This window comes from Kitasatospora sp. CM 4170, assembly GCF_032110285.1.
Lineage (GTDB): Bacteria > Actinomycetota > Actinomycetes > Streptomycetales > Streptomycetaceae > Kitasatospora > Kitasatospora aburaviensis.
Map to the genome: position 1 here is coordinate 8,653,432 of NZ_CP134877.1, position 24,710 is coordinate 8,678,141.

General features: G+C 74.5%; 26 protein-coding genes and 1 pseudogene. 20 read left to right on the forward strand and 7 right to left on the reverse strand.

The genetic code is table 11. The features are described 5' to 3' along the window. Window positions 1-16: 16 nt before the first annotated feature. On the reverse strand, window positions 17-916 hold the full coding sequence (locus RMN57_RS36180) for a glutamate ABC transporter substrate-binding protein (RefSeq protein WP_313767535.1): 900 nt from the start codon (window positions 914-916) through the stop codon (window positions 17-19). 44 nt (window positions 917-960) lie between these two features. Beyond that, the gene (locus tag RMN57_RS36185) at window positions 961-1,713 is read right to left on the reverse strand and encodes an amino acid ABC transporter ATP-binding protein (RefSeq protein ID WP_380236915.1); all 753 of its coding nucleotides are present in this window, start codon (window positions 1,711-1,713) and stop codon (window positions 961-963) included. A gap of 305 nt (window positions 1,714-2,018) precedes the next feature. Between RMN57_RS36185 and RMN57_RS36190 the strand changes: the two genes are divergently transcribed. After that, window positions 2,019-2,816 carry a metal-dependent hydrolase gene (locus tag RMN57_RS36190; RefSeq protein ID WP_313767537.1) on the forward strand — a complete coding sequence of 266 codons (798 nt, stop codon included), beginning with the start codon at window positions 2,019-2,021 and terminating at the stop codon, window positions 2,814-2,816. Window positions 2,817-2,852: 36 nt separating this feature from the next. On the opposite strand, the gene RMN57_RS36195 is transcribed toward RMN57_RS36190, so the two are convergent. Continuing rightward, window positions 2,853-3,296 carry an NTP pyrophosphohydrolase gene (locus RMN57_RS36195; protein ID WP_313767538.1) on the reverse strand — a complete coding sequence of 148 codons (444 nt, stop codon included), beginning with the start codon at window positions 3,294-3,296 and terminating at the stop codon, window positions 2,853-2,855. A gap of 355 nt (window positions 3,297-3,651) precedes the next feature. Between RMN57_RS36195 and RMN57_RS36200 the strand changes: the two genes are divergently transcribed. After that, window positions 3,652-4,479, forward strand: coding sequence for a class I SAM-dependent methyltransferase (locus tag RMN57_RS36200; RefSeq protein ID WP_313767539.1), 828 nt, complete (start codon window positions 3,652-3,654; stop codon window positions 4,477-4,479). 623 nt (window positions 4,480-5,102) lie between these two features. Next, the gene (locus RMN57_RS36205; RefSeq protein WP_313767540.1) at window positions 5,103-5,939 is read left to right on the forward strand and encodes a hypothetical protein; all 837 of its coding nucleotides are present in this window, start codon (window positions 5,103-5,105) and stop codon (window positions 5,937-5,939) included. A gap of 224 nt (window positions 5,940-6,163) precedes the next feature. Here RMN57_RS36205 and RMN57_RS36210 read toward each other — a convergent pair whose 3' ends face one another. Beyond that, entirely contained in the window at window positions 6,164-6,799 is a 636-nt protein-coding gene (locus RMN57_RS36210) for an NAD(P)H-binding protein (protein ID WP_313767541.1), read from the reverse strand. 96 nt (window positions 6,800-6,895) lie between these two features. On the opposite strand from RMN57_RS36210, the gene RMN57_RS36215 reads away from it, so the two are divergent. From RMN57_RS36215 to RMN57_RS36225, 3 genes are all read left to right on the forward strand, one after another. Next, entirely contained in the window at window positions 6,896-7,546 is a 651-nt protein-coding gene (locus tag RMN57_RS36215) for a TetR/AcrR family transcriptional regulator (RefSeq protein WP_380236913.1), read from the forward strand. Between the two features lie 135 nt (window positions 7,547-7,681). Next, window positions 7,682-8,044, forward strand: coding sequence for a DUF1304 domain-containing protein (locus RMN57_RS36220; protein WP_313767542.1), 363 nt, complete (start codon window positions 7,682-7,684; stop codon window positions 8,042-8,044). After that, window positions 8,041-8,604 carry a TetR/AcrR family transcriptional regulator gene (locus RMN57_RS36225; RefSeq protein ID WP_313767543.1) on the forward strand — a complete coding sequence of 188 codons (564 nt, stop codon included), beginning with the start codon at window positions 8,041-8,043 and terminating at the stop codon, window positions 8,602-8,604. Before RMN57_RS36220 ends, RMN57_RS36225 begins: the two co-directional genes overlap by 4 nt. 95 nt (window positions 8,605-8,699) lie before the next feature. Here RMN57_RS36225 and RMN57_RS36230 read toward each other — a convergent pair whose 3' ends face one another. Beyond that, window positions 8,700-9,602: a LysR family transcriptional regulator gene (locus RMN57_RS36230; RefSeq protein WP_313767544.1), complete on the reverse strand. Its 903-nt coding sequence runs from the start codon at window positions 9,600-9,602 to the stop codon at window positions 8,700-8,702. A 179-nt stretch (window positions 9,603-9,781) separates the two neighbouring features. Here RMN57_RS36230 and RMN57_RS36235 point away from each other — a divergent pair, with 179 nt between their 5' ends. Next, entirely contained in the window at window positions 9,782-10,720 is a 939-nt protein-coding gene (locus tag RMN57_RS36235) for a 2-dehydropantoate 2-reductase (RefSeq protein WP_313767545.1), read from the forward strand. A 220-nt stretch (window positions 10,721-10,940) separates the two neighbouring features. On the opposite strand, the gene RMN57_RS36240 is transcribed toward RMN57_RS36235, so the two are convergent. Continuing rightward, window positions 10,941-11,387, reverse strand: a complete 447-nt coding sequence (locus RMN57_RS36240) for a hypothetical protein (protein ID WP_313768094.1) — start codon at window positions 11,385-11,387, stop codon at window positions 10,941-10,943. Here RMN57_RS36240 and RMN57_RS36245 point away from each other — a divergent pair. Beyond that, window positions 11,340-11,564, forward strand: a pseudogene (locus tag RMN57_RS36245) (helix-turn-helix domain-containing protein); the annotation flags it as partial. The gene RMN57_RS36240 and the pseudogene RMN57_RS36245 overlap by 48 nt on opposite strands. Window positions 11,565-11,643: 79 nt before the next feature. Here the strand turns inward: RMN57_RS36245 and RMN57_RS36250 are convergent. Next, window positions 11,644-11,868, reverse strand: coding sequence for a hypothetical protein (locus RMN57_RS36250; protein ID WP_313767546.1), 225 nt, complete (start codon window positions 11,866-11,868; stop codon window positions 11,644-11,646). Between the two features lie 362 nt (window positions 11,869-12,230). Between RMN57_RS36250 and RMN57_RS36255 the strand changes: the two genes are divergently transcribed. The 12 genes from RMN57_RS36255 (at window position 12,231) to hypF (ending at window position 24,702) form a co-directional block, all read left to right on the forward strand. Further along, entirely contained in the window at window positions 12,231-13,943 is a 1,713-nt protein-coding gene (locus tag RMN57_RS36255) for an enoyl-CoA hydratase-related protein (RefSeq protein ID WP_313767547.1), read from the forward strand. A 131-nt stretch (window positions 13,944-14,074) separates the two neighbouring features. Beyond that, window positions 14,075-15,130 (forward strand): hydrogenase expression protein HypE, encoded by a 1,056-nt coding sequence (locus tag RMN57_RS36260; protein ID WP_313767548.1) that lies wholly within the window; start codon window positions 14,075-14,077, stop codon window positions 15,128-15,130. A 141-nt stretch (window positions 15,131-15,271) separates the two neighbouring features. Further along, entirely contained in the window at window positions 15,272-17,056 is a 1,785-nt protein-coding gene (locus tag RMN57_RS36265; protein WP_313767549.1) for a nickel-dependent hydrogenase large subunit, read from the forward strand. Continuing rightward, entirely contained in the window at window positions 17,053-17,520 is a 468-nt protein-coding gene (locus RMN57_RS36270; RefSeq protein ID WP_313767550.1) for a thioredoxin, read from the forward strand. The genes RMN57_RS36265 and RMN57_RS36270 overlap by 4 nt, the downstream gene beginning before the upstream one ends. Next, window positions 17,517-18,167 carry a DUF5947 family protein gene (locus RMN57_RS36275; RefSeq protein ID WP_313767551.1) on the forward strand — a complete coding sequence of 217 codons (651 nt, stop codon included), beginning with the start codon at window positions 17,517-17,519 and terminating at the stop codon, window positions 18,165-18,167. The genes RMN57_RS36270 and RMN57_RS36275 overlap by 4 nt, the downstream gene beginning before the upstream one ends. Next, on the forward strand, window positions 18,164-18,808 hold the full coding sequence (locus tag RMN57_RS36280; RefSeq protein WP_313767552.1) for a DUF6084 family protein: 645 nt from the start codon (window positions 18,164-18,166) through the stop codon (window positions 18,806-18,808). Before RMN57_RS36275 ends, RMN57_RS36280 begins: the two co-directional genes overlap by 4 nt. Beyond that, a complete protein-coding gene (locus tag RMN57_RS36285; RefSeq protein ID WP_313767553.1) occupies window positions 18,805-20,256 on the forward strand; it encodes a hypothetical protein in 1,452 nt (483 codons plus the stop codon). The genes RMN57_RS36280 and RMN57_RS36285 overlap by 4 nt, the downstream gene beginning before the upstream one ends. Window positions 20,257-20,273: 17 nt before the next feature. Then, window positions 20,274-20,831, forward strand: a complete 558-nt coding sequence (locus RMN57_RS36290) for a hydrogenase maturation protease (protein WP_313768080.1) — start codon at window positions 20,274-20,276, stop codon at window positions 20,829-20,831. Beyond that, entirely contained in the window at window positions 20,825-20,929 is a 105-nt protein-coding gene (locus RMN57_RS37165; protein ID WP_380236903.1) for a DUF6893 family small protein, read from the forward strand. The genes RMN57_RS36290 and RMN57_RS37165 overlap by 7 nt, the downstream gene beginning before the upstream one ends. A 139-nt stretch (window positions 20,930-21,068) precedes the next feature. Beyond that, window positions 21,069-21,449, forward strand: coding sequence for a hydrogenase maturation nickel metallochaperone HypA (gene hypA, locus RMN57_RS36295; RefSeq protein WP_313767554.1), 381 nt, complete (start codon window positions 21,069-21,071; stop codon window positions 21,447-21,449). Window positions 21,450-21,454: 5 nt separating this feature from the next. Then, window positions 21,455-22,348, forward strand: a complete 894-nt coding sequence (gene hypB / locus RMN57_RS36300) for a hydrogenase nickel incorporation protein HypB (protein WP_313767555.1) — start codon at window positions 21,455-21,457, stop codon at window positions 22,346-22,348. Next, a complete protein-coding gene (gene hypF / locus RMN57_RS36305; protein WP_313767556.1) occupies window positions 22,345-24,702 on the forward strand; it encodes a carbamoyltransferase HypF in 2,358 nt (785 codons plus the stop codon). Before hypB ends, hypF begins: the two co-directional genes overlap by 4 nt. Window positions 24,703-24,710 lie beyond the last annotated feature (8 nt).

Here is a 24,710-nt window from a genome sequence, read left to right on the forward strand (position 1 = left end):
GCACGCCGAGAGGGCGTCACGTCGCCGAGGGCGTCGCCGTCTGGGTGACGATGACACCGATCTTCGGGGCGGGCTCGTTGTGATAGTTGGCCGGCCCGAAGTTCTTCTTGACGGCCGCGTCCCAGGAGCCGTCCTGGACCATCTGCTCCAGCGCGGTGTTGATCTTCGCCTTGAGCTCGCTGCCCTCCTGCACGCCGATCCCGTAGTTCTCGTCGCTCATCTTGAAGCCGCCGAGCTTGAACTTGCCCTTGAACTCGGGCTGCGCAGCGTAGCCGGCGAGGATCGAGTCGTCGGTGGTCAGCGCGTCGATCACCTTGTTCTCCAGGCCGGTCAGGCACTCCGAGTAGCCGCCGTACTCCTGCAGCTGCGCGTTGGGCGCGATGCGCGTCTTGACGTTCTGCGCCGAGGTGGAGCCGGTGACCGAGCAGAGCTTCTTGTTGTTGAGGTCCTCGGGCTTCTGGATGGACGTGTCGTCCGCCCGGATCAGGACGTCCTGGTGTGCCAGCAGGTAGGGGCCGGCGAAGTCGACCTTCTCCTCGCGCGCGGGCGTGATCGAGTACGAGGCGGCGATGAAGTCGACGTCGCCGCGCTGGAGCAGCGTCTCGCGGTCGGCGCTCTTGGCCTCCTTCCACACGATGTCGTCGGGCTGGTACCCGAGCTGCTTGGCGATGTACGTCGCCACGTCGACGTCGAAGCCGGTGTAGGTGCCGTCCGGGGTCTTCAGACCGATGCCCGGCTGGTCGAACTTGATGCCGACGGTGATCTTGCCGCCGCTCGGGCCGGCACTCGCGCCGGTCGCCGCGCCGCTGCCCGTACCGCTGCTCGTGCCGCCGCCGCCGTCGGAGCTGCAGCCGGCCGCGGCCAGGGTGAGCGCGAGCGCGGCGGCGGCCGCCGCGGTGACCTTGCGAAGCTTCATGTGATCATCCCTTGATCATCTCTGGTGCTCATGGGCTGGCCCGATCAGTGGTGGAGGATCTTCGAGAGGAAGTCCTTCGCGCGTTCGCTGCGCGGGTTGCTGAAGAACCGATCGGGTGTCGTCTCCTCCACGATCCGGCCCTCCGCCATGAACACCACGCGGTTGGCCGCCGAACGGGCGAACCCCATCTCGTGGGTGACCACCACCATGGTCATGCCGTCCCGGGCGAGCCGGCGCATGACCTCCAGCACCTCGTTGATCATCTCGGGGTCGAGGGCGGAGGTGGGCTCGTCGAAGAGCATGATCTTCGGGTCCATGGCCAGCGCCCGGGCGATCGCCACCCGCTGCTGCTGGCCGCCGGAGAGCTGTGCGGGGTACTTGTCCGCCTGGGTGGCGACGCCCACCTCGTCGAGCAGCCGGCGGGCCCGCTCGTCGGCGGCCCTGCGGTCCTTCCCGCGGACCTTGATCTGGCCGAGCGTCACGTTCTGCAGCACGGTCTTGTGCGCGAACAGGTTGAAGGACTGGAAGACCATCCCCACGTCGGCCCGGAGTGCGGCCAGCTCGCGGCCCTCTGCGGGCAGCGGCCGGCCGTCGATGGAGATCTCGCCGGAGTCGATGGTCTCCAGACGGTTGATGGCGCGGCACAGCGTGGACTTGCCGCCGCCGGAGGGGCCGATCACCACGACCACCTCGCCGCGCGCGATGGTCAGGTCGATGTCCTGCAGGACGTGGAGCTCGCCGAAGTGCTTGTTGACCCTGCTCAGCACGACCAGGTCGCCGGTGGCCGGGGTGGGGATCTCCGTGCTCACTGTGTACTCCGTACTCCGCTCGACGGCTACATGCTCCGCCCGCCGGGCCCCGGCCGCACGCCGGGACGCGGTCGCCGGCCGCGGCGCGGCGCCCGCCGGGACGGCCTCCCGGCCCCCGGCCGTCGCACGGACGGCGCTCGGGGCCCGCCGTTCAGGGGCCGCCGGGTAGGGGGCGCCGCCCAGGGGCCGCGGGCCCGGGGGGAGGGCGGTCGGTGAGCCGATCATGTGCCGATATGCTGCGGCCCCGTCAGGTCCTCGCAGGGGGCACGGGAACGAGGACGGGAGTCTGAATCATGATGGGTCCGGCACATTCGCTGTCGGGAGCGGCGGCGTGGCTGGGCGTCGGCGCGGTGGCGGCAGGGCTCGGCGAACCGATGCCGTGGCCGGTGCTCCTGGCCGGCGCGCTGATCTGCGCGGGGGCGGCGCTGGCGCCGGACCTCGACCACAAGGCGGCGACGATATCCCGGGCCTTCGGGCCGGTCTCGCGCACGCTGTGCGAGGTGATCGACAAGCTCTCGTACGCGACGTACAAGGCGACCCGGATGAAGGGCGACCCGCGCCGTTCGGGCGGGCACCGGACGCTGACCCACACCTGGGTGTGGGCGGTGCTCTGCGGCGCCGGGGCGGCCGCGGCCGCGGTGTACGGCGGACGCTGGGGCGTGCTGGCGGTGCTCTTCGTCCACATGGTGCTCGCGATCGAGGGACTGCTCTGGCGCCACGCCCGGGTCTCCAGCGACGTGCTGGTCTGGCTGCTCGGGGCGACCAGCGCCTGGGTGATCGCCGACGTGCTGGACCGGCCGGGCAACGGCTCGCAGTGGCTGTTCGACCAGCCGGGGCAGCAGTACCTGTGGATCGGCCTGCCGGTCGCGCTCGGCGCCCTGGTGCACTGCCTGGGGGACGCGCTGACCGTCTCCGGCTGCCCGGTGTTCTGGCCGATCCCGATCGGGCGCAAGCGCTGGTACCCGGTCGGCCCGCCGAAGGGCATGCGCTTCCGGGCCGGCAGCTGGGTGGAGCTCAAGGTGCTCACGCCGGTCTTCATGGGCGCCGGCGGGGTCTGCGCGCTGGGCGCGCTCGGCTACTTCGGCAGCTGACGGGCGCCCGGCCCCGGCGCCCGGCCCCGGGCGCGGTCACGCCGGCCGGACGGCGCGCGGACCGGTCACCTCCGCACCGAGTGCGGTGACCCGGCCGCGCAGCTCCCGGTCGGCGGTGACGACGAGACAGTCGCGGTGCGGGTCGGCGGCCAGCGCGGCCCGCACCAGCTCGACGATCCGGTCGTCGCCGCTGCCGGACGCGGCGACCACCCGGACCCCGGGCACCGGCGCCACCCCGCGGGCCGCCCCCTCCACGACGAGGACGACGTCGAGGGGGCCGGTGCGCGACCACTCCGGCGCCCCCGGGTGGGGGCCCGTCAGCCCGTCGCCGGAGATCCCGGCCAGGGCGTCCCGCAGCCGCTCCGTGGCCCCCCGCCGGTCCCGCCACCAGCCGTCGGGGACCGAGCCCACGACGTTGGCGGCGTCCACCACGAGCAGCGGTGCAGCCGTCGCGGTCCCTCCCGCGGTGTTCTCGCCCATGGCCGGCAAGCCTCTCACGAACGGGACGGTCGTCGAGCGACGAGCCGCTGCCCGGCTCGTCCCGTCACCGCTCCGGGCCCTGCTCCCCGTACCGGCGCGCACGCTCCCAGGAGCGGTGCTCCTCCCACTGGCTCTCCGGCTTCGCCCCGGCCGGCAGCGGGCTCTCGGACGTGAGCCGGGCTCGTCGGGGTCGGGCACCGTGCGGACGGACCGGATCTGCCTCCGAACCGGCGACGGCACAGCGCGGCGGTCCGGGCCACGGGGGAGGGGCGGTGGGAGCCGGAATCGTGCTGGCCCGCGCGGCACCGTCCTCGGTAGGGTGGCCGCCCGTCGGTCGAGGAGTCGGGGGTTGCTCATGGGTTCCGCGGAACACGCCGGTACGTCGCCCGACCGGGCCCTCGGCAGGGTGTTCGGCGAAGCCGCCCGGCTGTACGACGCGGGGCGCCCGGCCTACGCGGACGCCCTGGTGTCCGAGGTGCTGGCCTACGCGGACCTCGGCGAGGGCGCGGCCCTGGAGGTCGGCGCCGGCACCGGCAAGGCCACCGCGCTCTTCGCCGCTCGCGGGGTGCCCCTGACCTGCGTCGAGCCGGATCCGCGGATGGCCGAGGTGCTGCGCTGCAACACCGCGCGGTTCCCCCGGGTGCAGGTGGAGGTCGGCGGGTTCGAGGAGTGGGAGCCGGACGGCCGCCGCTTCGGCCTGCTGTTCGCCGCCACGTCCTGGCACTGGGTGGACCCGCGGCGGCGCTGGGACGCGGTCCACGCCGCCCTTCGACCCGGCGGCGCCGTGGCCCTGTTCTGGAACCCGCACGGAGTCGTGGACGCCGGGTTGTACGCCGAGCTGGCCGACATCGACCGCCGCCACGGCGTCGCCACCTCACCGCACAACGTGCCGGCCTCGTCCTACGGTGTCGAGGCCGGCAGTGGTGAGGAGGACTTCTGGCCGGAGGCCGAGTGCCGCGGCGACGGCCGCTTCACCGATCTGCGCGCCTTCCGCTTCCGCCAGGACGTCCACTACGGGACCGACCGCTACCTCGCCTTCCTCGCCTCCGTCTCGTCGTACCGCGTCCTGCCCGCCGAACGACGCGAACAGGCCCTGGCCGAGACCGCCCGACTGCTCGACGCCCGTGGCGGCGGGATCGACATGCTGCACCTCAGCGACCTCTTCCTCGCCCGTAGGGCGTGACGAGCGGCCGGCATCCGCGCCCCGCGTCGACCACCTCTGACGTGGGGCGCGGGCGGTGGGCTCCGCGGTCGGTGGGCTCCGCGGACCGGCTGACGCCGCGAAGCCTGACGCGCCATGGGTTGCCGGGGCCGCGGCACGGCGGCCGGGCGGCGTTCGTGCCGCGGCGAGTTGCGTGCTGATATTCGGTCAGATCTCCCGGCCGGTGGTCCTGCCGGAAATGCAGCCACGTCGGCGGGTCCTTTCGCTGTGCGGCGGCCCCGTTAATTCCTGTGCGGGCCGCAGGTGTGAAATGCAACCGCTTGTCCCATTGGTGCGAACTGCAACCGTCGCCGCTCTCCGGATTCCGGCGGCCCGGAACGGAAGCCGATGGTGCCCGGGTCGCCGCCCCCGGTGGCGTTTGCGCCGGTGGCCCGCCCGTTCCCGGTCACCGTGCGGGCCCGCGGGGTCATCGGAAACGGCGGAATAACGATTCCTGTCCGGGGGGTATCCGAAATTCGGCACGGGGCCCTAGGCTGCGGCGCGTGTCGATCTTTGGAAGACTTAGGGCTTCCGGCCCGCGCCTGCGCCCGGAACTCGACGATGTCAAGCTCGGTCGTGTGCGGCGAATGCTGAATTCCCCCGGGATGCCCGGACAGGATGCCATTCAGATCGACCAGGTCGAGCGGATTCTTCAGGAACCCGGTACGGACTGGGACCGCCGCACCCACCGCTTCGCCGTGCTCGCCGAGGCCTCGGCCCGGTCGGGGCTCGGGCGGTCCTGGCGCATACGCCGGCCGCAGAGCGCCGACGCGCTCGTCTTCGAGGCGTGGGTCGAAATGGTCCGCGGCCGGCACGCCGGACGGATGGACGACGCCCGCGCCGCCGGTGAGCTCTGCTACCGCGCGGCCGAGGCCGTCCCCGGCGACCCCGCCCCCTGGGTGGTGCTGCTCGGGATCCTGCGGGTGATGCGTGCCGACTCGCGCGACCTCTTCGCGGTCTGGGGCGAGATCACCTCGCGCGACCCCTGGAACCGGGAGGCCCATCTGCAGATGCTGCGCTACCTGTCGCCGGAGGAGTGCGGTTCGCGCAGCAGCCAGATGGACTTCGTCGAGACGGTCCGGGCATCGGTGCCGTCCGCCGCGCCGGCCGTCGGAGTCGAGCTGGCCGCGCTGGTCGACGAGCACTCCCGGACCACCGCCCAGGGCGGCGTGGAGGCGCTGCTGGTCCGCCGCCAGTGGGCGAACCACCGGGCCGTGCGGGTGCTGGACGGGGCGCTGCGGGACTGGCCCCGCCCGGGCCACCTCCGCCACGCGGCCGCCCTGGCCGACCTCAACCTGCTCGCCTACGCCCTGGCCCAGGCCGGCCGCGCGCGCGAGAGCGCCGACACCTTCGCCCTGATCGGTGACGCGGTCACCGCCTGGCCGTGGGAGCTCGACGGCGAGCCGGTCGAGGAGTTCCGCTACTGGCAGTCGAAGGCCTGACGCCCCGCCGGCCGAGCCGCTGCGCCCCCGCCCGCTGAACCGCTGAACCGCTGAACCGCTGAACCGCTGAACCGCTGAACCGCTGCGCCCCAGCCGGCCGAACCCGCTGTGCCCCCGGCGCCGAACCGCCGTGCCCCCGGCGGCTCGCCGGCGGGTCGGCCTCCCCGATCGGGCCGCTCCCCCTCCGGCCCGGCTCCCTGACCGGCCCGCCCCCGGCGGGCCGGTCAGGCGCTCACCCCGACGGCGTGGCGGTAGGTCTCCTCGGCGGTGACGAAGTCGAGCATGGCCCGGGCGACGTCCGTGCGCGCGACCGAGGCTCCGGGCGGGCCGGACTCGACGGAGTGCCGGTAGCGGCCGCGGCCCGGTCTGTCCGTGAGCCGCGGCGGCCGCACCGCCGTCCACTCCAGGCCGCTCTCCCGCAGGACGCGCTCCATCGCTTCGAGATCGGTGTAGACGTCCCTGAGGACCGACCACAGCAGCGGCGAGAAGACCTTCCCCGTCAGCAGGGTCTGCCCGGCTCCCGTGCGGTTGAGCGGTGCGGCGCTCACCACGAGGAGCCGCCGCACGCCGGTGGCGGCCATCGCGGCGACCGCGGCGCGGGCCGAGGTCGACGCCGGCTTGAGCGGATCGGTCCGGCCGGACGCGCCGATGCCGGAGAGCACGGCGTCGGCGCCGTCGACGACCGGCCGGAGGGAAGCGGCGTCGAGGGCGTCCGCCGTCACGACGGTCAGCCGCTCGTGGTGGACCGGCAGCCGGGCCGGGTCGCGGACCGCCGCGGTGACCTGGTGGCCGTCGGCCAGCGCGTGGTCGACCAGATGGCGTCCGACGCCGCCGGTGGCGCCGAGAACGGTGAGTCTCATGACTCCTCCCCGGGGGTGAGTGAATGCTCACTTCCGATGGTGGGTGAGTGCTCACCCACCTGTCAAGGTAGGCTGGCTGCCGTGAATCGAGACGGCGTGAACGAACCGGCGGCCGCCGAGCCGCTGACCGGCGCGGCGCGCACCCGGGCCCGGGTGCTCGACGCCGCGGCCCACCTGATCGCCACCGTGGGGCTCACCCGCACCACCACGAAGGAGATCGCGCGCGCGGCCGGCTGCTCGGAGGCGGCGCTCTACAAGCACTTCCGGGACAAGGAGGAGATCTTCGTCCGGGTGCTGCGCGAACGCGCCCCGCGGCTGGCCGACGCGGTGGCCGAGCTGCCCGGCCGCGCGGGCCACGGCTCGGTCGAGGAGCACCTGGCGGCCGTCGTCCGGGTCGCGGTGCCGTTCTACCGCCAGTCCTTCCCGATGGCCGGATCGCTCTTCGCCAGCCCGGAGCTGCTCGCCGCCCACCGTCGCAAGCTCGGCGACGCCGGTCCGCACCACGTCAGCTCCCACCTCGCCGACTACCTGCGGGCCGAGCAGCGGCTCGGCCGGGTGTCCGCCGGCACCGACCCGGACGCCGCCGCGATGCTGCTCATCGGCGCCTGCTTCCACCGGGCGTTCCTGGAGCTCTTCTACGCCGACGAGGCCCCCGACGGTGCACTCCGGCCGGTCTCCGCGGAGGAGTTCGCCACCGCGACGGTCCGGGCCCTGCTCGACGGGATCGTCGACCCGCCGGGCGCGTAGCGACACCGGCATGCCAAGGCCCTCGGCGCACGGCGGTTTCTAGGGGCCTTCGCCGTGCGGGCTCCGCCGCCAGGTGGACTTCATGGACACCTGTCCAGCTATGATGGACGCCTGTCCATGAAATCGGAGGCGACGGTGCGAATCACCGCAGATGTCCTGGTCGGGCTGGTGGCCGCCCTGCACGCGTACTTCCTGGTGCTGGAGATGTTCCTCTGGGAGCGCGCCCCCGGCCGGAAGCTCTCCGGCTTCGACGCCGCACTCGCCCGCACCACCGCGCCGCTGGCCGCCAACCAGGGCCTCTACAACGGCTTCCTGGCCGCCGGACTGGTCTGGGGCCTGATCGCCGGGGAGCCGACCGGCTTCCAGGCGCAGGTCTTCTTCCTCGCCTGCGTGATCGTGGCGGGCCTCTACGGCGCGGCCACCGCCAACCGGCGCATCCTCATCGCGCAGGCCCTGCCCGGGGCGCTCGCCCTCGGCGCCGTCCTGCTGGCGCGATGAACGCCGCCCAGGACCCCCGGGCCGAGCGCACCCGGGCCGCCCTGCGCCGGGCGCTGCTGGCGGAGTGCGCCGAACGCCCGCTGGCGGAGGTGAGCGTCGCCGCGCTGGTCCGCCGGGCGGGCGTCGGCCGGGCCACCTTCTACGTCCACTACGCCGACCTGGAGGCGCTGGCGGTGGACGCCTGCGCCGACATCGTCCGCGAGGCGGTGGACGCGCTGCACGCCTGGCGTGGCATCCCCGACCCGGCCACCCCGCCGGCCGCGCTCACCGGGTTCTTCACCGCCCTGGTGCCGCACGCCGCCCTCTACCGGGCCCTGCTGACCCCGGGTGGCGGCGGCCCGCTCGGTCTGGTGCTCCGCCAGGAGCTGCGCGAGCGCAGTCGCACCGAGCGGGCGCTGGCGGGAGCCCCGGCGCCGGACCTGGTCGCCTCGGCGGTGGCCGGCACGTTCACCGGGGTGCTCGCGGACTGGCTGCACGGCCGGATCGAGGCCGACCCGGAGCTGGTCGCCCACCAGGTCTGGCGGCTGCTCATCTCGCTCCACCGCACGCCGCAGCTCTGACCGGGCGCGCGGCGGGGGCGGTGGGGGTGGCCGGCCGGGCGCACCGCGGCGGGGGTGTCCCCACCCGCCGCGGCTCGGGCCCCATCCGCAGCGGCTCAGGTCCCGGCGGGCCCCCGGGCGCAGTGCCGGGCCACGGTGTCGGCGAAGGCGCGGGCCGGCGGGGTGAGGGTGTCCCAGTGACGGACCGCCCAGCCGGCGGTGAGGACGGGGAGCGCCGGCACCGGGATCAGCCGCAGCCCCCGGCGGCCCGGGGCCTGCCAGTCGGGCAGTGCGGGGACGATGGCGTGGCCGAGCCCCAACTGTGCCAGCAGGATGGCGGTGTCCCAGTCCGCGACGCTGGTGTCGAAGACCGGCCGGATCCCGTACTCCGCGAGCCAGGAGTCGAGTTGGGAGCGGGAGGCCGAGTTCTGCGGCAGCCCGATCAGGCGGGCGTCCTGGAGGTCGGCGGGCTCGATGGCGTCCCGGGCGGCGAGCGGATCGCCGTCGGCGACGGCGAGCACCCACGGCAGTTCGGCCACCGCGCGCTGCTCGATGCCGCGGACCGGGGAGCCGAGGGTGATCCAGGCCAGGTCGACCCGGCCGGCGGCGAGCGCGTCGAAGCAGCTGCGGTTCGAGGTCTCGGTCTGGAACTCCAGGCTGACCTGCGGGAAGCACCGGCGGAAGTCGACGACGGCCGCGGACATGAAGTGCCGGATGCTGGTGGATCCGGTGGTGATCCGGACGGATCCCCCCGCCCCGTCGGCGAGTTCGCCGATCCGGCGCACCGCCTGGTCGATCCCGCCGAGGCCGTCGGCGACCGCCGTCCGCAGCAGGCGCCCGGCCTGGGTCGGCACGACCCCGCGCGGATGGCGCTCGATCAGGCTGACGCCCAACTCCCGCTCCAGCCGCTTCACATGCTGGCTGACGGCGGACTGCGTACAGGAGAGGTCGCGGGCGACGGCGCTCAGGGAGCCGGCCCGGCAGACCGCGGCGAAGACGCGGAGGTCGTCAAGAGTCACGGCAACCCAAGGTAACGCTTGGGTGTTCCCCAGTAAACCGGTGGATTGACTTGGGGTTGGCTCCGGATCGATCATCGCTGCATGGCCAAGGGCGGCAACCCGCCGTACCTCCGCGCGATCCGGACGCGAGGCGGAGGCAGGTGGGTGCCGACCCGCAACACGCCGAGAGGAAGTCTCACTTGACCACCCCATCAACCCCCGCCGACCCCGGCCGTCGCCCGACGGTGGCGGTGCTCGGCCCCGGCGGCGTCGGCGGCCTGCTCGCCGCGCTGCTCTCCCGCGCCGGCCACCGGGTCGTCTGCATCGCCGGCGGGACGACGGCGCACGCCCTGCGCCAGGACGGGATCCGGGTGCGCAGCGCGCAGTTCGGCGAGTTCACCGCCCCGGTGGAGGCCGACACCGAGCTCCGCGAACCGGTCGACCTCTGCCTGGTGACGGTCAAACAGACCAACCTGGCGGCCGCCCTGGAACGGGTGCCGCCCGGTCCGGTGGCCGACGGACTGGTCGTCCCGCTGCTCAACGGCATCGAGCACGTGGCCGAGCTGCGCCGCCGGTTCGGCGCGCAGCGCGTCGCCGCGGGCGTGGTCCGGGTCGAGTCGACCCGGGTCGCGGTCGGCGTCGTCGAGCACGGCAGCCCGTTCACCGAGATCGACCTGGCCGGGCCGTCCGAGCTGCTGGCCGGGCCGGCCGGGATGCTCCGGGCCGCCGGAGTGCAGACCCGGGTGATCGCCGACGAGTCGTCGGCGCTCTGGGCCAAGCTCGCCTTCCTCGCGCCCTTCGCGCTCCTCACCACCCGGTACGGGCTCACCATCGGGCGGGTCCGGACCGAGCGCCGGGCCGAGCTGGCGGCGCTGGTCCAGGAGGCCGCCGCCGTCAGCCGGGCCTGTGGCGCACCCGCGGACCCCGAGCGGACCCTGGCGCTGTACGACGCGTTCCCGGCCGGGGCCAAGTCCTCGATGCAGCGCGACGCCGAGGCCGGCCGGCCGCTGGAGCTCGACGCCGTCGGCGGGGCGCTCCTGCGTTCCGCGGCGCGGCACGCGGTCGCGGTGCCGCTCGCGACCCGGCTGGTGGCCGAGCTGACGGCCGCCACCGGGGCCCGGGCGGCGACGACGGTGTGACCGTCACCGCCCTGCGGGGAGCCCGGGAGCCGGCCTCCCCGCAGGGTGGCGCATCGCCCTGACGCTCCGTCAATCCGTCGACGCGGTGGCCGCAGTGGCCATCTCAGGCCCCAGGGCTTCTCGTTCCGGGCGGCGGCGACCAGGGTGCGGGCCGCGTCGCCGGTGTAGGTCCAGCTGTGCGGCGCATCGAGGTCTCCCGGGTAGTGGACCGGCGCACCGCTCAGCGCCTGGGCTCCACCATGAGGGTGAACGGCGAGTGCGCGCCGGCGCCGAGGAAGTCGCTCGCCCGGACCTCGGTGACCCGCACCCGGCCCGCCTCGTTCGCGGCGAGCGCGTCCTGCCAGATCCGGGCCCGGACCAGGCCCTTGACGCTGGTGGGTGCCATCGGGAGGTCCTCGACGGCGGGCCCGTCGACGGGGCCGTAGCCGTAGGTGTTGCCGAGCATGACGTGGTCGGCTCCGCCGTCCTCCGCCGCCGCCGGCAGCGAGGCGGCCAGCGGTGGGAACTCGGACGGCCCCCGGTCGTAGGCCGGCATGGCGCAGTCGACCAGCGCCGCCGCCCCGCGGGTCAGTTCGGTCGGCCGCACCGGGTCGGCGGCGTCGGCGGCGACCCGTTCGAACGGGTCCAGGGGGAGACCGGCCTCAGCCCGCTCCAGCGGCTCCTCCACCAGCGGGTGGTCCGGGCCCAGGAGTTGTTGGAGACGACGGGCCTGCCGATGGACCGGGTGGCCCGGCTCAGCGGGCTCGCCACCACCGACTCCCTGCGCCAACACCTGGTGAGGCGGACCGGGCTCACCCCCAGCGCCTACCGCGCGGCGTTCACCCAGCGCCCGGACGGCCGGTAGCGCGCGGGGCGGCCGCCGGCCCGCACCCGTCGGCCCGAAACGATCCGCCGGGCCGCCCCGGCCGCCCCGGCCGCCCGGGCTACCGGGCGGCCGCCGTCATGGCCTCCCGGACGGTCACCAGGCAGGGGTCGCAGTACCGGTCGGGCGGCGCGGGCTCCGAACCGTCCGTGGCCGGTACCACCCGCTGGGCGGGTTCGAGGAAACGCCCGCAGAGGGACGTCGAGGCGTCGTCCTTCGCCACCACGTGCCACACCACGGTCGGTGGGGTGACCGCGGGGTCCTGCTCGGCCCACATCTCGTACACGGCAGCCTCCCGATCTCTGGGACTCGGTCACCCCATGCAACCTCTCCGCACGCCGGACGGCCACCGGACCGCGCCCGGTGGGACGGCGAAGGACCGGGGCGCACCGGGTCCCGGACCCGCGCTCGCTGCCCGCACCCGCTGCCCGCACCCGCCGGCGCACCCGGCCGGGCCCCGGGCCGGCCACCGGGAGGGCGCCCCGCCAGGCGCCCGGCCCGGGGCCCGGCCCGACGCCCCGTCGGACCGCCCGGTCCGTCGGACGGTACCCGCCGGGCGGGTGAACGGGCGGCGCGGTGCGGCCGGGCGGAGGCGGGCCGGGGCGGATGATCGCCGGGTTCCCAGGTGCCTCACAGCCGGAGTCGGACATGCGGATCCTGCTCGTCGCGAGCGCGTACAACAGCCTCACCCAGCGGGTCCACGCCGAGCTGCGGGACCGGCGGCACACCGTGGACGTCCACCTCGCCCGGGACGACGACGGGCTCCGGGCCGCCGTGCGGCGGTCCGCGCCGGAGCTGGTGGTCGCGCCGATGCTGCGCACGGCGCTCCCGCGCGACGTCTGGTCGGCGGTGGCGTGCCTGGTCGTGCACCCGGGCCCGCCGGGGGACCGGGGGCCGTCGTCCCTCGACTGGGCGATCCACGAGGGAGCGGCCGACTGGGGCGTGATGGTGCTCCAGGCCGACGAGGTGATGGACGCCGGGGACATCTGGGCCGAGGCCGCCTGCCCGCTGCCGCCGGTCGGCAAGAGCGACCTCTACCGCAACGAGGTCTCGGACGCCGCGGTGGCGGCCGTGCTCCTGGCCGTGGAGCGGTTCGGCTCCGGCGCGTACGCCCCGCGCCCGCAGAGCGGGCCCGACTGGCGGGTGCCCGACCACACCCGGCCGTACCTGCGGCAGGAGGTGCGGCGGATCGACTGGGCCCGGGACACCACCGACACCGCCGTGCGCAGGCTCCGCGCGGCGGACTCGCGACCCGGCGTGCTCGACGAACTGCTCGGGGACGAGTGGTTCCTGCACGGCGGCCACCCCGAGCGCGGACTCCGCGGCCGCCCCGGCGAGCTGCTGGCGACCCGGGCCGGGGCGATCTGCCGGGCGACCGCCGACGGCGCGGTCTGGATCCCCGAACTGCGGCGGCGCGGCCGGACGGGTGACGCGGCCGGCATCAAGCTGCCCGCCGTCACGGCGCTGGGCGACGCGCTGCCGAGCCTGCCCGAGGCCGCCGCGCCGCTGATGCCGGCGCCGGACGACCCGGTCTGGTCGGACATCCGGTACCGGGAGGACGGCCCCGTCGGCCTGCTCCGGTTCTCCTTCCCCGGCGGCGCGATGAGCACCGCGCACTGCCACCGCCTGCTGGACGCCTACCGCTTCGCGCTGACCCGCCCGACCTCCGTGCTGGTCCTGGGCGGTGGCCGCGACTTCTTCTCCAACGGCATCCACCTCAACGTGATCGAGGCCGCCGCCGACCCGGCGGCCGAGTCCTGGGCGAACATCAACGCCATCGACGACCTGGTCGCGCGGATCCTCACCACCACCGACCGCCTGGTGGTCGCGGCCCTCGGCGGGAACGCCGCCGCGGGCGGGGTGATGCTGGCGCTGGCGGCCGACGAGGTCTGGTGCCGGCAGGGCGTGGTACTCAACCCGCACTACCGCCTGATGGGCCTGCACGGCTCGGAGTACTGGACGTACACCCTGCCGCGCCGGGTCGGCGATGCCGAGGCCGGTCGGCTCACCGGGCAGGCGCTCCCGGTGAGCGCCGCGGCGGCCGAACGGAGCGGGCTGATCGACCGGGTACTGCCGTGCACCCCGCAGGGGTTCGGGGACGAGGCGCTCCGGCTGGCCGGACTGCTCGCCGCCTCACCGGCCGTGCAGGCCCGGATCGCCGCCAAGAAGGCCGCCCGGGAGGCCGACGAGTCCGCCAAGCCGCTCGCCGACTACCGGTCCGAGGAGCTGGCCGTGATGCACCGCCAGTTCTTCGCCCCCGACTCGCCCTACCACGCGCTGCGCGCCGCCTTCGTCCGCAAGCACCCGTCACCCGCGCACGCCGCCACGGCGGTCGGGCGGCCCGCTCCGGTGGCGCCGTAACCCGAACGGCCGCCCGGGCTTGCGTCCCTTCGGGGTGCTCGCCCGGCTCCGTGGACCGGCGGGCGGGAGCAACCGCTGCTATGACTGGTTCGAGCCATTTTGTCCGGCTCCAGTTCTGAGGAGGCATCCTCATGGGTGCTGCGGAAACGAGCGCCACCGACACCGACGTGGTGCACATTCTCTGGATCAACGCGGGCCTGAGCTGCGACGGCGACTCGGTCTCCCTGACCGCCGCCATGCAGCCGAGCATCGAGGAGATCGTCACCGGCGCGCTGCCCGGCCTGCCGAAGATCGCCGTGCACTGGCCGCTGATCGACTTCGAGTGCGGCCCGGTGCAGGGCGCGGACAACTTCGTGGAGTGGTTCTTCAAGGCCGACCGCGGCGAGATCGAGCCGTTCGTCCTGGTCGTCGAGGGCTCCATCCCGAACGAGAGCATCAAGAAGGAGGGTTACTGGTGCGGCTTCGGCGACGACCCGGAGACCGGCCAGCCGATCACCACCAGTGAGTGGCTCGACCGGCTCGCGCCCAAGGCCACCGCGGTCGTCGCGATCGGCACGTGCGCCACCTACGGCGGCATCCACGCCATGGCCGGCAACCCGACCGGCGCCATGGGTGTCCCCGACTACCTCGGGTGGGGCTGGAAGTCCAAGGCCGGACTGCCCATCGTCTGCGTGCCCGGCTGTCCCATCCAGCCGGACAACTTCGCCGAGACGCTCACCTACCTGCTCTACCAGCTGGCCGGCTCCGCGCCGATGATCCCGCTGGACGACAAGCTCCGCCCGACCTGGCTGTTCGGCGCCACCGTGCACGAGGGTTGCGACCGCGGCGGCTACTACGAGCAGGGGCAGTTCGCCACCGACTACGGCACACCGGAGTGCCTGGTGCGGCTCGGCTGCTGGGGCCCGGTCGTCAAGTGCAACGTCGCCAAGCGCGGCTGGACCAACGGCATCGGCGGCTGCCCCAACGTCGGCGGCATCTGCATCGCCTGCACCATGCCCGGCTTCCCGGACAAGTTCATGCCGTTCATGGACCCGCCGCCCGGCTCCCGGATCTCCTCCGGCGCCTCCTCGGCGTACGGCGCGGTGATCCGGACACTGCGCTCGATCACCATGGACACCGTCGACAAGGAACCGAAGTGGCGCCACACCGGGCGCAAGCTGACGACCGGCTACCGACCCCCGTGGTGACCCGGCGGGCCGCCGCACCACGTGCGTGCGGCCCGCTCAGCCGCTGACCCCCTCAAGCGTCCGCGGCCGCTCCGCCGCCCACCCCGTCCGCGGCCCGTGCGCCGCCGACCCTCCCGCTTCCAGAAGGGCACGACAGACACGATGGCACCGACGACCAAGGCGACCGGCGACGGCAGCGGCCTGGTGGAGATGTCCTGGGACCCGATCACCCGGATCGTGGGCAGCCTGGGCATCCACACGAAGATCGACTTCAAGCAGAAGAGGGTCGCGGAGTGCTACAGCACCTCCTCGGTCTTCCGCGGCTACAGCGTCTTCATGCGCGGCAAGGACCCGCGCGACGCGCACTTCATCACCAGCCGCATCTGCGGCATCTGCGGGGACAACCACGCCACCTGTTCCGTCTACACCCAGAACATGGCGTACGGGGTGAAGCCCCCGCATCTCGGTGAGTGGATCATCAACCTCGGTGAGGCCGCCGAGTACATGTTCGACCACAACATCTTCCAGGAGAACCTGGTCGGGGTCGACTACTGCGAGAAGATGGTCCGCGAGACCAACCCCGGCGTCCTGGAGCTGGCCGAGCGCACCGAAGCCCCGCACGCCGGCGACCACGGCTACAAGACCATCGCCGACATCATGCGCTCGCTCAACCCGATCGAGGGCGAGTTCTACCGGGAGGCCCTCCAGGTCAGCCGCTACACCCGGGAGATGTTCTGCCTGATGGAGGGCCGCCACGTGCACCCCTCCACGCTCTACCCGGGCGGCGTCGGCACGGTGGCGACGGTGCAGCTCTTCACCGACTACCTGACCCGGCTGATGCGCTACGTGGAGTTCATGAAGAAGGTCGTCCCGCTGCACGACGACCTCTTCGACTTCTTCTACCAGGCGCTGCCCGGTTACGAGGAGGTCGGCCGGCGCCGCGTCCTGCTCGGCTGCTGGGGCAGCCTCAACGACCCGGACCACTGCGACTTCACCTACCGCAACATGACGGACTGGGGACGGAAGATGTTCGTCACCCCGGGCGTCGTCGTGGACGGCAAGCTGGTCACCAACGACCTCACGAGGATCAACCTCGGCATCCGCATCCTGCTCGGCAGCTCCTACTACGAGGACTGGCAGGGCAAGGAGCTCTTCGTCACCCACGACCCGCTGGGCAACCCGGTCGACCCGCGGCACCCGTGGAACCAGCACACCATCCCCGCCCCGCAGAAGCGCAACTTCGACGACAAGTACAGCTGGGTGATGTCCCCGCGCTGGTTCGACGGCACCGAGCACCTCGCCCTCGACACCGGCGGCGGCCCGATCGCCCGCCTCTGGTCCACCGCGCTCTCCGGCCTCGTCGACATCGGCTACATCAAGGCCACCGGCCACAGCGTCCAGATCAACCTGCCCCGCTCGATGACCAAGCCCGAGGTCACCTTCGAGTGGAAGATCCCGCAGTGGAGCAACGCCATCGAGCGCAACCGCGCCCGCACCTACTTCCAGGCCTACGCGGCCGCCGCGGCCCTGCACTTCGCCGAGAAGGCCCTCGACGAGGTCCGGGCCGGCCGCAGCCAGACCTGGGAGCGCTTCGAGGTCCCGGACGAGTCCATCGGCTGCGGCTTCACCGAGGCCGTCCGCGGCGTCCTGTCGCACCACATGGTGATCCGGGACGGCAAGATCGCCAACTACCACCCGTACCCGCCGACCCCGTGGAACGCCAGCGTCCGCGACAGCTACGGCACGCCCGGCCCCTACGAGGACGCGGTGCAGAACACGCCGATCTTCGAGGAGAACCCGCCGGACACCTTCAAGGGCATCGACATCATGCGCGCCGTCCGCAGCTTCGACCCCTGCCTGCCCTGCGGCGTCCACATGTACGTCGGCGGCGGCCGGACCGTGCAGAAGATGCACGTGCCGACGGGCCTGAGCGGGCTCACCGCATGACGGCGGAGCAGACCGGACTGCGCATCCAGGAAGCCCTCGACGAGCTCGCCGGCGACGGCGCGCAGGCGGCGGGCGAACAGCTCGTCCGCGAGCTGATGGCCTTCTACGGCGACGGGCTCGCCCGGCTCGTCGGCGCGCTGCCGCCCCGGACCCTGGCCGGGCTGCTGGACGACCCGGCGGTGGCCGGGCTGCTGGTGCTCCACGACCTCCACCCCGAGGACATCACCGCACGGATCGCCCGCGCGCTCGCCCAGCTGCCCGAGCCCGTCGAGGTGGTCGCCTTCGACACCGCGACCGGCAGCCTGCGGGTGCGCCGCTCCAGGAGCGGCTGCGGGTGCACCGAGCAGGACATCGAGGGCGCCCTCGCCTGCCACGCCCCCGAGGTGACGGCGGTGGAGCTGGAGCAGGCCCCGCAGCTGCTGCAGATCGGCACCCGGCCCGCGGCCCCGGCGGAGGTGCGATGAGCACCCGTCGACTCACCCGGCCGGGCACCGCCCTGCTGCGGCGGCTGCGCGAGCCGGCACCCCCGCAGCCGGAGCGCTGCGCGTTCTGCGGCAGCGCCGTCCCCGTCGACCACCGCCACCTGGTGGACACCGAGGAACAGGCCCTCACCTGCGTCTGCACGGCGTGCTCGCTGCTCTTCCAGCAGCCCGGCGCGGCCGGCGGACGCTACCGCACCGTGCCCGACCGCTACCTGACCGACCCGGACCACCGGCTCGGCGACCGGGAGTGGACGGCACTCGGCGTCCCGGTCGGCACCGCCTTCGTGTTCCGCAACTCCCGGCACGACCGGCTGGTGCTGCTCTACCCGGGCCCCGGCGGGGCGACCGAGAGCGAGCCGGACGAGGCGGCCTGGCAGGAGGCGCTCGGCGGCGGACGGCTCGCCGCCGAACTCCGCCCCGACGTCGAGGCGCTGCTGCTGCGCCGGACGGCGGCGGACGAGGTCCGGTGCTTCCTCGTCCCGATCGACGCCTGCTACGAACTGGTCGGACGGCTCCGGCGGTGCTGGAAGGGGTTCGACGGCGGCCAGGAGGCCCGGGCCGAGCTGGACGCCTTCTTCACCCGGGTCGCCGACCGGGCCCGGCCGCTGCGGGCGGAGGCGGTCTCGTGACCGCCCTCTCGTTCGCCTGCACCGGGGTGCGGGCCGACCCCCACGCCGCCGGGCCGACGCTGCTCTTCCGGCTGCGCATCACCGCCCCCGCCGGGACGGCGGTCCACGCCCTGGCGCTCCGCTGCCAGCTGCGGATCGAACCCGCCCGGCGCTCCTACGGCGAGGCCGAGGGCGAGCGGCTGGTCGACCTGTTCGGCGAGCGCTCGCGCTGGGGCAGCACCCTGAACCCGGTCCAGTTCGCCCAAGTCCCCCTGATGGTCCCGGGTTTCACCGGCGAGACCGAGGCGGACCTGGTCGTCCCGTGCACCTACGACATGGACGTGGCCTGCGCCCGCTACCTCGCGGCGCTGGACGGCGGCGACGTGCCGCTGCTGTTGCTGTTCTCCGGCACGGCGTTCACCGGGCCCGGCGGGTTCCAGGTCGCCCCGGTGCCCTGGGACCGCGAGGCCACGGTGCGGATGCCGGTACAGGTCTGGCGGGAGATGATCGACCAGCACTTCCCGGGCTGCGGGTGGCTGCGGCTGCCGGGCGACCTGATGGCGGAGCTGCTCGCCTACCGCTCCCGCCGGGCCCTGCCGTCCTGGGAGGCCACCGTCCGCGACCTGCTGGGCGCGGCCGAGACCGCGGGGGCCCTCCGATGACCGCCGTGGGAGCCGGCGCTCCGGGTGTCGGCGCTCCGGGTGCGGCTGCTCCGGGTGTCGGCGCTCTGCGGGCCGGTGCGCCGGGCGGCGTCTTCCCGGAGGAGGTCGACCGGAGGTTCGCGGAGGCCCGGCAGATCGCCGACGCCGTCCTGTTCGAGGGCTACGTGCTCTACCCCTACCGGGCGTCGGCGGCCAAGAACCGGCTGCGCTGGCAGTTCGGCGTCCTCGTCCCGCCCGGGTACGGCGAGGACAGCGGCGAACACTCCCACCAGCGCACCGAGTGCCTGATGGAGCCGCGCCCCGGCGACCGGCTCGCCGTGGAGCTGCGGTTCCTCCGGGCCCAGCGCCGGACCGTCCAACGCGCCACCGCCGCCGGCGGGTTCGAGTCGGTCGACGCGCTGGAGCTCGCCGACCGGGTCCTCGTCCCCTGGGACGAGGGCGTCGAGGAACGGATCGAACTCCTCGTGCCGGTAGAGGAGTTGGCCGGTGACGGGATCGTCCGGAGGTTCGACCTGCCGGCCTGCGAGGAGATGGAGTCGCTCCGCGAGGACGGCGTGCCGGTCGGCCGGGTACTGCGCCGACGCGAACGCGTCGACGCTCTGCTGCGGCTCGCTACGCAGGAGGTGCCGGGCCCGTACGCGGTGCGCAGGCTCACCGTCGTGGTGGAGAACACCGCCGACTGGACGCCGCCGACCGAGGCCCGGCGGGACGCGGCGCTGCCGCGCGCGCTGGTCTCGGCGCACCTGCTGCTCGGACTCGACCGCGGATCCTTCCTGTCGGTCACGGACCCGCCCGAGTGGGCCCGGTCGGCCGCCGGACAGTGCCGCAACGAGCACACCTGGCCCGTCCTGGCCGGCCCGCCCGGCCGGGGCCAGGTGGTGCTCTCCTCGCCGATCATCCTGGAGGACCACCCGCACGTCGCGCCCGAGAGCCCCGGTGCGCTCTACGACGCGACCGAGATCGACGAGATCCTCGCACTGCGCACCGCCGCCCTGACCGACCGCGAGAAGCGCGAGGCCCGGGGCACGGACGACCGGGCGGGCGCCGTGATCGACCTCGCCGACTCGATGCCCCCGGAGGTGCTGGAGCGGTTGCACGGCGCCGTCCGGGGCCTGCGTGAGATCACCGGGAACGCACCTGAACAGCCCTGGTGGGACCCGGCCGCCGAATCGGAGGCCGACCCCGACCGGGACCGGGTGGTGGTCGACGGCCGCGAAGTGGGCGCCGGCAGCCGGGTGCTGCTCCGGCCCGGGCAGCGCCGCACCGACGCCCAGGACCTCTTCCTGCACGGGCGCACCGCCGTCGTCGAGGCCGTGCTGCACGACGTCGACGGTTCGGTGCACCTCGCCGTGACGGTGGAGGACGACCCCGGCGCCGACCTGTGGCGGGCCCAGGGCAGGTTCCGCTACTTCCAGCCGGACGAGGTCACCCCGCTGGAGGAGCCGTGACGGAGCGGACGGAACGAATGGCGGACGGGGTGCCGGCCAGGGAGGGCCGGGTGCTGGTCGCCGGGGTGGGCAACATCTTCCTGGGCGACGACGGGTTCGGCGTGGAGGCGGTGCGGCGGCTGGCCGGCCGGCCGCTGCCGGAGGACGTCGAGGTCCTCGACGTCGGCGTGCGCGGCGTGCACCTGGCCTACCAGCTGCTGGACGGCTACCGGATGCTGGTGCTCGTCGACGCCACCGCGCGCGGTGGCGAGCCCGGCACGGTCTACCTGATCGAGCCGGATTCCGGGCCGGTCGAGAGCTCCGGGGGCGAGGCGTCGGGCCCGGCTCGGGCGCCCGTGCTGGACGGGCACCGGATGGGCCCGGACGCGGTGCTCGCACTCCTCGCCACGCTGGCCGCCGGTACGGGCGGCAGCCCGCCCGGGCAGGTCCTCGTGGTGGGGTGCGAGCCGGCGTCACTGGAGGAGGGCATCGGGCTGAGTGCCCCGGTGGCCGCCGCCGTCGAGGAGGCGGTCGGCGTGATCCTGCGGGTGGTCGGGGCGGACACCCAAGCGAAGAGAGAGGCGTCACCATGCTGAAGAACGTGTTCTGCGCGGCCGTGGTGGCCGCGGCCGCGGCCCTGGTCTGGCAGAGCCTGCCCGACCTGAAGCGCTATCTGCGGATCATGCGGATGTGAGGCCCGACCCGGGACGGGCCGGACGCCGCGTTGCGGCGAACGGCGTACTCCGGGCGCGGTGGCGGCGCGGCTCCCGGCCGATGCCCGCCACCGCGCCCTGTAATGAACCCTGTTGCCTCCAACGGCGGGAGCGGGGCCGGTGCACGAGATGTCGATCGCGACGGCGGTGGTCGAGCAGGTGGACGCGGCCGCCCGCGAGCACGGAGCGGACGGCGTGGCCAAGGTCCGCCTCCAGGTGGGCGAACTCGCCGGGGTGGTGCCCTCCGCCCTGGACTTCTGCTTCGAACTCGCCTGCGCCGGAACGCTGGTGGAGGGCGCGGTCCTGGAGACCGAGGCGGTGCCGGCCCGCGCGAAGTGCTCCCCGTGCGGCGTCGAGTGGGCGGTGGGCATGCCGCCCGACCTGGGCTGTCCGCACTGCGCCGGCGGCGACGTCGAACTGCTGGCCGGCCGGGAGCTGCAGATCCTCGGCGTCGAGTGGGCGGAGGACCCCACCGGCGTCCGGGCCGATCGGAAAGGCTGAGAACGATGTGTCGCACGGTGGAACTCCGGCAGGCGGTCCTGGCCCGCAACGACGACGGCGCGCGGGAGCTGCGCGCCGAACTTGCGGCCCGCGGAACCGTCGCGGTGAACCTGCTCTCCAGCCCCGGCAGCGGGAAGACGGCGCTGCTGGAGGCCGAGCTCGGGCTGGCCCGGCGGCGCGGTGTGCCGGTCGCGGCCCTCACCGCGGACCTCGCGACCGAGAACGACGCGGTGCGGCTGGCCCGGTCGGGCGCACCGGTCAAGCAGGTGCTCACCGACGGGCTCTGCCACCTGGAGACCGCGATGCTCCGTGAGCACCTGGTGGGCTGGCTGCCGTCCGACACCCGGCTGCTGTTCGTGGAGAACGTCGGCAACCTGGTCTGCCCGGCCTCGTACGACCTCGGGGAGTCGCTGCGGGTGGTGCTCGCCTCCACCACCGAGGGGGAGGACAAGCCGCTCAAGTACCCGACCGCGTTCGGGCTGGCCAACCTGGTGCTGGTGACCAAGGCGGACCTCGCGGAGGCGGTGGAGTTCGACGAGGCCGCGTTCCTGGCGAGCGTCGCGCGGGTCAACCCGGGGGTGGAGGTGCTGTTCACCTCGGCCCGGACCGGGCAGGGGGTGGGGGTGCTGCTGGAGCGGGCCCTCGCGGTGCTGGACGGCGGCGCGGTGCACCGGCCGGTCATGGCGGGCACTGCCGCGGCGTCGCACGGGCACGCGCACGCCCCCTCGCCGTCGCTCCCGTCCTCGCCGGCGCACGGGCAGGCGCACGGGGACACGCACGGGGTCGGGGACGGGCACCGGCACGTGGACGGGCACGTCCACGGGGACGACCACGCGCACGCCCACGGCCCCGCCGACGGGCACGCGCACCCGCACGCCCGGGTGGCGGAACCGTCGTGACGGCCGGTCAGCCCCGGGTCGTCGTGGAGCGGCGCAGGGTCGCCGTCCGCGGACTCGTCCAGGGCGTCGGCTTCCGGCCGTTCGTCTACACCCTCGCCACCGAGCTCGGCCTGGCCGGCAGCGTCACCAACACCGGCCAGGGGGTGCTGGCCGAGGTGGAGGGGCGGCCGGAGGCGGTGGCCGCCTTCTGCCGCCGGGTTGCCGGCGACGCGCCACCGCTGGCGCAGGTCGCCTCGGTGGAGCACGAGCCGCTCGCCCCGACCGGGGCGTCGGGCTTCGCCATCGCCCCGTCGCGGACCGACGGCCCGCAGCTGACGCTGATCCCCCCGGACACCGCGACCTGCGCGGACTGCCTGGCCGAACTGGCCGACCCCGCCGACCGCCGCTACCGCCACCCGTTCATCAGCTGCACCAACTGCGGGCCCCGCCACACCATCGTCACCGGCCTGCCGTACGACCGGGCCAACACCACCATGGCCGAGTTCCCGATGTGCCCGGACTGCGCCCGGGAGTACCGCGATCCCGCCGACCGGCGCTTCCACGCCCAGCCCGTCGCCTGCCACGCCTGCGGGCCCGGACTCGCGCTCGTGATGCCCGGACTGCCCATGCTGGACGGCGAGGAGGCGCTCACCGAGGCCCGGCGGCTGCTGCGGGCCGGGGCGATCCTGGCCGTCAAGGGACTCGGCGGCTACCACCTGGCCTGTGACGCGCGCAACGGCGGAGCCGTCGCCCGGCTCCGCCGGCGCAAGCGGCGCGGGGCCAAGCCCTTCGCCCTGATGGCCCGCGACCTCGGCGAGCTCGCCGGGCTGGTCCGCCCGGGGCCGGCGGAGGTGGAGCTGCTGACCGGGCCCGCGCGGCCGATCGTGCTGCTGCGCCGGTGCGCCGGGCCGTCGTCGGGTCGGCCCGGGTCGTCGTCGACGCCGTCGGACGCCGCGCCGGAGGGGGTGGCGCCGGGCAGCCCCGACCTCGGGGTGATGCTGCCGTACACGCCGCTGCACCACCTGCTGCTCGCCCCGCCCGGCCCCGGCCTGCTGGTGATGACCAGCGCCAACCTGTCCGGCGAGCCCATCGTCACCGACGACCGGGACGCCTTCGCCCGGCTCGCGCCGCTGGTCGACGCCTGGCTGACGCACGACCGGCCCATCCACGTGCCCTGCGAGGACTCGGTGGTGCGGGTCGTGGACGGCGAGCAGCTGCCGGTGCGCCGCTCGCGCGGGTACGCGCCGCTGCCCCTGCCGCTCCCGGTGCCGGTCCGGCCCGTGCTGGCCGTCGGCGGCGACCTCAAGAACACCTTCGCGCTCGCGCAGGACGGCTACGCATGGCTGTCCGGCCACATCGGGGACATGGACGACCTCGCCACCCTCGACGCCTTCGACCGGGCGGTGGCGCACCTCGGCGCGGTCACCGGCGTCCGGCCCGAGCTGCTGGCCGTGGACCGGCACCCCGGCTACCGGTCCGTCCGGCACGCCCGGGCGGGCGCCGGCCGGCGGGAGGTCCGGACGGTGCAGCACCACCATGCGCACATCGCCTCGGTCATGGCCGAGCACGGCCTGGACGGCGGCCACCCGGTCATCGGCGTCGCCTTCGACGGCACCGGCTACGGTGACGACGGTGCCGTCTGGGGCGGCGAGGTCCTGCTGGCCGACTACGACGGCTACAGCCGCCTCGCCCACCTCGCCTACGTCCCGCTGCCGGGCGGGGACGCGGCCGTGGTCCGTCCGTACCGGACGGCGCTCGCCCACCTGCGCGCCGCGGGCCTCCCGTGGGCTGCTGAACTGCCGCCGGTGAAGGCCTGCCCCGAGGACGAACTCCGTGTGCTGGAGCGTCAGTTGGAGCGGTCACTGAACTGCGTCCCGACGTCCAGCATGGGGCGGCTCTTCGACGCGGTGTCCTCGCTGGCCGGCGTCTGCCAGCGGGCCGAGTACGAGGCGCAGGCGGCGATCGAGCTGGAGGCCGCGGCGCTGGCGCACGGCCCCGCCGAGGGCTACGCGTTCGGTCTGCGGCCGGTGGACGGGGCGTTGGTCGCGGACCCGGCGCCGGTGTTCGCCGGCGCCCTGGCCGACCTCGCCGCCGGCGCCCCGACGGGCCTGGTCGCAGCGCGCTTCCACGGCGCGGTGGCCGATCTGGTCCGCACGGTCTGCCGGACCGCCCGGGAGCGGCACGGCACCGGGACGGTCGCGCTGTCCGGCGGCGTCTTCGCCAACGCGCTGCTGTCCTCGGCCTGTTCGCGCGGCCTGACGGCGGACGGATTCACCGTGCTGCGGCACCGCCGGGTGCCGCCCAACGACGGAGGACTGGCGCTCGGCCAGCTGATGGTGGCCGCCCGGGCCGCCGCCGGCTCGGCCGCCACCTGAGAGGAGAG

Bases quoted from the DNA above. Each gene is read 5' to 3' on its own strand.
- RMN57_RS36205 (WP_313767540.1), top strand. From the start codon at position 5,103: ATGCCCGGACAGGATGCCATTCAGATCGACCAGGTCGAGCGGATTCTT.
- RMN57_RS36270 (WP_313767550.1), top strand. From the start codon at position 17,053: ATGACGGCGGAGCAGACCGGACTGCGCATCCAGGAAGCCCTCGACGAG.
- RMN57_RS36285 (WP_313767553.1), top strand. From the start codon at position 18,805: ATGACCGCCGTGGGAGCCGGCGCTCCGGGTGTCGGCGCTCCGGGTGCG.
- RMN57_RS36180 (WP_313767535.1), bottom strand. From the start codon at position 916: ATGAAGCTTCGCAAGGTCACCGCGGCGGCCGCCGCCGCGCTCGCGCTC.
- RMN57_RS36255 (WP_313767547.1), top strand. From the start codon at position 12,231: ATGCGGATCCTGCTCGTCGCGAGCGCGTACAACAGCCTCACCCAGCGG.
- RMN57_RS37165 (WP_380236903.1), top strand. From the start codon at position 20,825: ATGCTGAAGAACGTGTTCTGCGCGGCCGTGGTGGCCGCGGCCGCGGCC.
- RMN57_RS36225 (WP_313767543.1), top strand. From the start codon at position 8,041: ATGAACGCCGCCCAGGACCCCCGGGCCGAGCGCACCCGGGCCGCCCTG.
- hypB (WP_313767555.1), top strand. From the start codon at position 21,455: ATGTGTCGCACGGTGGAACTCCGGCAGGCGGTCCTGGCCCGCAACGAC.
- RMN57_RS36265 (WP_313767549.1), top strand. From the start codon at position 15,272: ATGGCACCGACGACCAAGGCGACCGGCGACGGCAGCGGCCTGGTGGAG.
- RMN57_RS36275 (WP_313767551.1), top strand. From the start codon at position 17,517: ATGAGCACCCGTCGACTCACCCGGCCGGGCACCGCCCTGCTGCGGCGG.
- RMN57_RS36260 (WP_313767548.1), top strand. From the start codon at position 14,075: ATGGGTGCTGCGGAAACGAGCGCCACCGACACCGACGTGGTGCACATT.
- RMN57_RS36210 (WP_313767541.1), bottom strand. From the start codon at position 6,799: ATGAGACTCACCGTTCTCGGCGCCACCGGCGGCGTCGGACGCCATCTG.
- RMN57_RS36290 (WP_313768080.1), top strand. From the start codon at position 20,274: ATGGCGGACGGGGTGCCGGCCAGGGAGGGCCGGGTGCTGGTCGCCGGG.
- RMN57_RS36195 (WP_313767538.1), bottom strand. From the start codon at position 3,296: ATGGGCGAGAACACCGCGGGAGGGACCGCGACGGCTGCACCGCTGCTC.
- RMN57_RS36200 (WP_313767539.1), top strand. From the start codon at position 3,652: ATGGGTTCCGCGGAACACGCCGGTACGTCGCCCGACCGGGCCCTCGGC.
- RMN57_RS36190 (WP_313767537.1), top strand. From the start codon at position 2,019: ATGATGGGTCCGGCACATTCGCTGTCGGGAGCGGCGGCGTGGCTGGGC.